This window comes from Photorhabdus aegyptia, from assembly GCF_000612035.1.
Taxonomy (GTDB): Bacteria; Pseudomonadota; Gammaproteobacteria; order Enterobacterales; family Enterobacteriaceae; genus Photorhabdus; species Photorhabdus akhurstii.
The window spans coordinates 1-3,807 of the sequence record NZ_JFGV01000113.1 but is presented as its reverse complement, the minus strand read 5'-3'; the positions used below and the strand labels follow the sequence as shown (position 1 = coordinate 3,807).

General features: G+C 41.9%; 7 protein-coding genes. All 7 read left to right on the top strand.

The features are described from left to right. On the top strand, positions 1 to 795 hold a 795-nt coding region (locus tag BA1DRAFT_RS21120), incomplete at its 5' end, for a VENN motif pre-toxin domain-containing protein (protein ID WP_036783533.1). Next, positions 785 to 1,057 (top strand): hypothetical protein, encoded by a 273-nt coding sequence (locus BA1DRAFT_RS21115; protein ID WP_036783530.1) that lies wholly within the window; start codon positions 785 to 787, stop codon positions 1,055 to 1,057. The genes BA1DRAFT_RS21120 and BA1DRAFT_RS21115, both read left to right, overlap by 11 nt. 158 nt (positions 1,058 to 1,215) lie before the next feature. After that, positions 1,216 to 1,926, top strand: a complete 711-nt coding sequence (locus tag BA1DRAFT_RS24475) for a polymorphic toxin type 17 domain-containing protein (RefSeq protein ID WP_036783527.1) — start codon at positions 1,216 to 1,218, stop codon at positions 1,924 to 1,926. 5 nt (positions 1,927 to 1,931) lie between these two features. Then, the gene (locus BA1DRAFT_RS21105) at positions 1,932 to 2,147 is read left to right on the top strand and encodes an Imm31 family immunity protein (protein WP_200868816.1); all 216 of its coding nucleotides are present in this window, start codon (positions 1,932 to 1,934) and stop codon (positions 2,145 to 2,147) included. Between the two features lie 186 nt (positions 2,148 to 2,333). Next, the gene (locus BA1DRAFT_RS21530) at positions 2,334 to 2,708 is read left to right on the top strand and encodes a hypothetical protein (protein WP_051560928.1); all 375 of its coding nucleotides are present in this window, start codon (positions 2,334 to 2,336) and stop codon (positions 2,706 to 2,708) included. Continuing rightward, on the top strand, positions 2,705 to 3,337 hold the full coding sequence (locus BA1DRAFT_RS21095) for a hypothetical protein (RefSeq protein ID WP_152544372.1): 633 nt from the start codon (positions 2,705 to 2,707) through the stop codon (positions 3,335 to 3,337). Before BA1DRAFT_RS21530 ends, BA1DRAFT_RS21095 begins: the two co-directional genes overlap by 4 nt. Before the next feature lies 1 nt (position 3,338). Beyond that, on the top strand, positions 3,339 to 3,626 hold the full coding sequence (locus BA1DRAFT_RS21090; RefSeq protein WP_036783522.1) for a hypothetical protein: 288 nt from the start codon (positions 3,339 to 3,341) through the stop codon (positions 3,624 to 3,626). The last annotated feature ends 181 nt before the right edge of the window (positions 3,627 to 3,807 follow it).

Sequence of the window (3,807 nt, the reverse complement as noted above, 5' to 3'; positions counted from 1 at the left end):
GGGGCCAAAGTCAGTGAATTAACGGAGGAGCAGAAGCAAACTATCAGCACCCTTTCCACCCTGGCGGCTGGGTTGGCAGGCGGTATTGCTGGTGACTCTACCGAGAGCGCCCTCACTGGGGCACAGGCAGGGAAGAATGCGGCGGATAATAATGCACTGAGCTTACCCAAAGGCATGGCGGATTATGGTCGGTCAGCATCCAGTCTGGCTACCGCTATGTTAAATGAAGGTAAATCCCCTCAAGAGATTTCAGCGGCATTGTCAAAACATGCCAAAGGCGATCACCCGGAAGGACAAGATCCGGCAAGAGGATTATTAGTCGCTTGGGGGGCAGGTGCTTCTGCTGTGGGAGGTACTATAATTGCGCCTGTTGCTGGGACCGCAGCCGTAGTGGGTGGAGCTTTACTTGGTGCAATATCCGATACCGGAAAACAGCTTATCACTATGAAACCAAACGAGAGTTACAGCTATACCGACACCCTTATAGCTGCCGGAGTGGGAGCATTAACCCAAGGTAAAGGCTTGATATATACAGAAGGGGTAAATATTGGTGGAGCCTGGCTGGGTAGCAAGCTTAAAGGTGAAGATGCAACTGGAGCTGTTATAGGTGCGGCTGTTGGTACTGTAGCAGGTGCTAAAGGTGGAAAAATAATTACAGATAAACTGGCTCCTGTCGTTATCAGTCCTGTAGCGTCAGAAATAGGTGGTGCTATCGGAGGTACTGTTGTAGGTACAGTAATAGGCACTGGTATTGAAAACCAGATAAAAGAAAATGGAGCTAAAAATGGAAAATAAACGAAATAAACGAATAGGATTAAAAGCTTTTATCCTACTTACAGCTTACTGGACATCGTTTATTTTTCTTTTGGCCTTTATTGCAGGGTTAGCTGTACCTGCATTTTATTATTTTGAAAATGGTTATTTTAATTATCATTGGAATGATTTTATTTACACTGCGAGAGTAGGAGTTGGTGCAGGATTGCCTGTTGGAATTGGAATTTGGGTATTGGCGAAGATAGAAGAAATTCGCAAAAGAAAATCCTCTTCAGATCCTTAGCTACTTAATTCCGGCCAATATAATCGCAAGTCTGGATACAGCTTGTTGTTGAGAATAACTCGTTATCAGGTGATAAGGCTAGAAAAGCGGTTAAGGAAAGTGCTGAATACTGGAAAGATCAGGTTCGTAACAAACTGGGTGAAAATACGGCTTCTCAGTTGGTTAATGGTGTACTGACTTTTGCTTCTGAAACGGGTGATTTTGTGATGGCAGGCGGGGATACGGCGTTTGATGCAACCGCGGCTTTAGTGACCTGTGCAACAGGCGGTAACTATTGTGAACAGGCAAAAAGTGATCTGAGTAAGAAAGATCAGGCTGTTGCCAATGCCTTTAATTCCCTTGTGAACGGTGAAGCATGGAATGGTATTAAGGATACGGCCATTAAAGCCTCACAAGGTGATCAAAAAGCACTTGAGAATCTGGCAGGCGTAATGACCGGTTTGTTTTCCCCGGTGAAAGAGTTACCTGCTGGAGGCGGTAAACCGTTGGGTGCTGCTTCTGTGGAAAAAAATGGGTCAGCTTTATCCTATGTTGAAGAGCCTCCTTTTAATCCTTCTGGAACTATTGGCTCATCGCAATCTTGGTCAACAAAGGCAAGAGTTAAGTATGTTGAACTTCCTACGGAAGGTAAAATTCGCTATGTTCCGCCAGAAAATTATTCTCCCTCTCAGCCATTACCAAGAGGACCTAATAATGGTTATATTGATAAATTCGGAAATGAATGGGTTAAGGGGGCTTCACGTACTACGGGGCAATCATTCGAGTGGGATGTGCAGCTATCTCGTACCGGTAAGTCCCAACTAAGTTGGGCTACTCGTGATGGCTCTCATCTGAACGTATCGCTTGATGGAAAAATTACACATAAGTGATAAATATGAAAATAGATTTTTATCAAGAAGTTGAAGTTATATCTAGTGCTAAGAATAAGGAATATATCGGCTTGAAGGGGGTAGTTTTAGGTATTAGTGAAGAAGACGGGATTATATATGGTTATTCAGTAATCCTTCACGAAAAAGAGTGCACTGTTTATTTTGAAAAAGATGATCTTATTCCTACAGGGATCAGATTTAAAAGAGAGGATTTTTATTGACAAATATCCTACTAAAGGAACGATACCCCAAATATTGGACAGCCATCTAGCTCTAAAGGTGAAGTTCATTACGCTGGGACAAAATGGCTTATCGAGCTGAAAAGTCGCGTCGGGGCGTTGTAGGTCGAGCCTCAAACCACACTGGAAAAAACGGGTGGTAACTGACTGAGGGCATTGGGAAAATCGGTGTGTGGCGCGGTCAACATCGCAATGGAATGGGTTGTTGCGGATAATAATGCCCTTAGCATGGGAAGTTTGTTTGGTTCCGAATGCGCTAAACATTTTGAAGGCGCGGGGTCACTGGCTCAAAAAATGGCCCAATCTGGGGCAACACCCGAAGAAATCAACGCAGCCTTAACTCACTACCTAAAAGGCCAAGTCCCTGATGGTCAGGACCCGGCAAAAGGTCTGATTATTGCGTGGGGGAACTTCTTTGGTGTTCCGTTGGATGTCGTGTTATCGAATGAGCAGATGACACCGCAGAAGGCGGCGGAAATTGTTGCCGGAGGGATACCCAACAGTGAATACAGTTTGCAGCCGCGAAAGCATATCTGTCTTTGAGTAAATATCAATCGATAGAAGCTGTTGATAGAAAAAATAGTTCAACGATTGATAATTTGATGAAAGAAAAAGCACAGACAGCGAAAATTGGAGAAATAGCCCTTGGTGCTGATAAAAACATCTCGCATACAAATGTTAATTCCAAAGCTTCACTAGGAACGAAAATAGATAAGAGTATAGTTATAGTAGATAAGGAACATTTACCTACAAGTGTGTCCTCGACATTTAAGGCTGGAAAATATGAAACTGTTATTACACAAGAACCTGTAACATTATTTAGAAAATTTGGTGGTGTTAATGATCAAGCCAAATTAGATGGTGGTTACGCAACAACCACACAAAATGCGGGCAGAAACGAAACTGCCGTCTATAAAAACTGGAGTACAACTCGATTTGAGGCTGAGATAGAAGTACCCAAAAATACTAAGCTAAACATTGGTTCTGTTGGGGAACAACCACCTTTGAGTAATAATCCTAAATACATAGGTGGAGCTGATCAAATTCTACTGCCACGGAATTATCCTATGGATTGGATTAAATCAATACGAGATGGAAAAACAGGTAATGTTTACACTTACGAAGAATTTAAGAAAACATTTCCAGATCAAATAACAAATAAAGGAAAATAAAATGTCAACAAATGAAGATATGATAGAAATCGCAAGATTAATATCCTTATTGAAACAAGTTGTTACGTATTTAAAAGAATCAGGAAATGGAGAGTCATCTTATACATACTTAATAAAATCCATTAATATTCTTGAGAACAAAGCAAGTAATGGTATGAAGAATTTATACAAATATATTATGAATGATTTCAGAATGATGGGGGATAGAGGCCAATATGGGGAAGATATAGACCCAATAACAGATGAAATTTACGCAATTATAAGCAACAACCCATTGTTCACTAAGTGATAATGCGTTGTTGTAGACAATAATCATCTAAGCGTTGACCAAAATCGTTCAAGAAGTGAGGAACTGGTTAATTGTCAGGGTGATAGCAGTTGCCGTTCTGCCGTTAGGGATAAATATCGGCAGGAGTATGACAAGGTTCAAGAGCGGATAGCAACGTGTTCAGGGGCTGACCAGTGCGTTG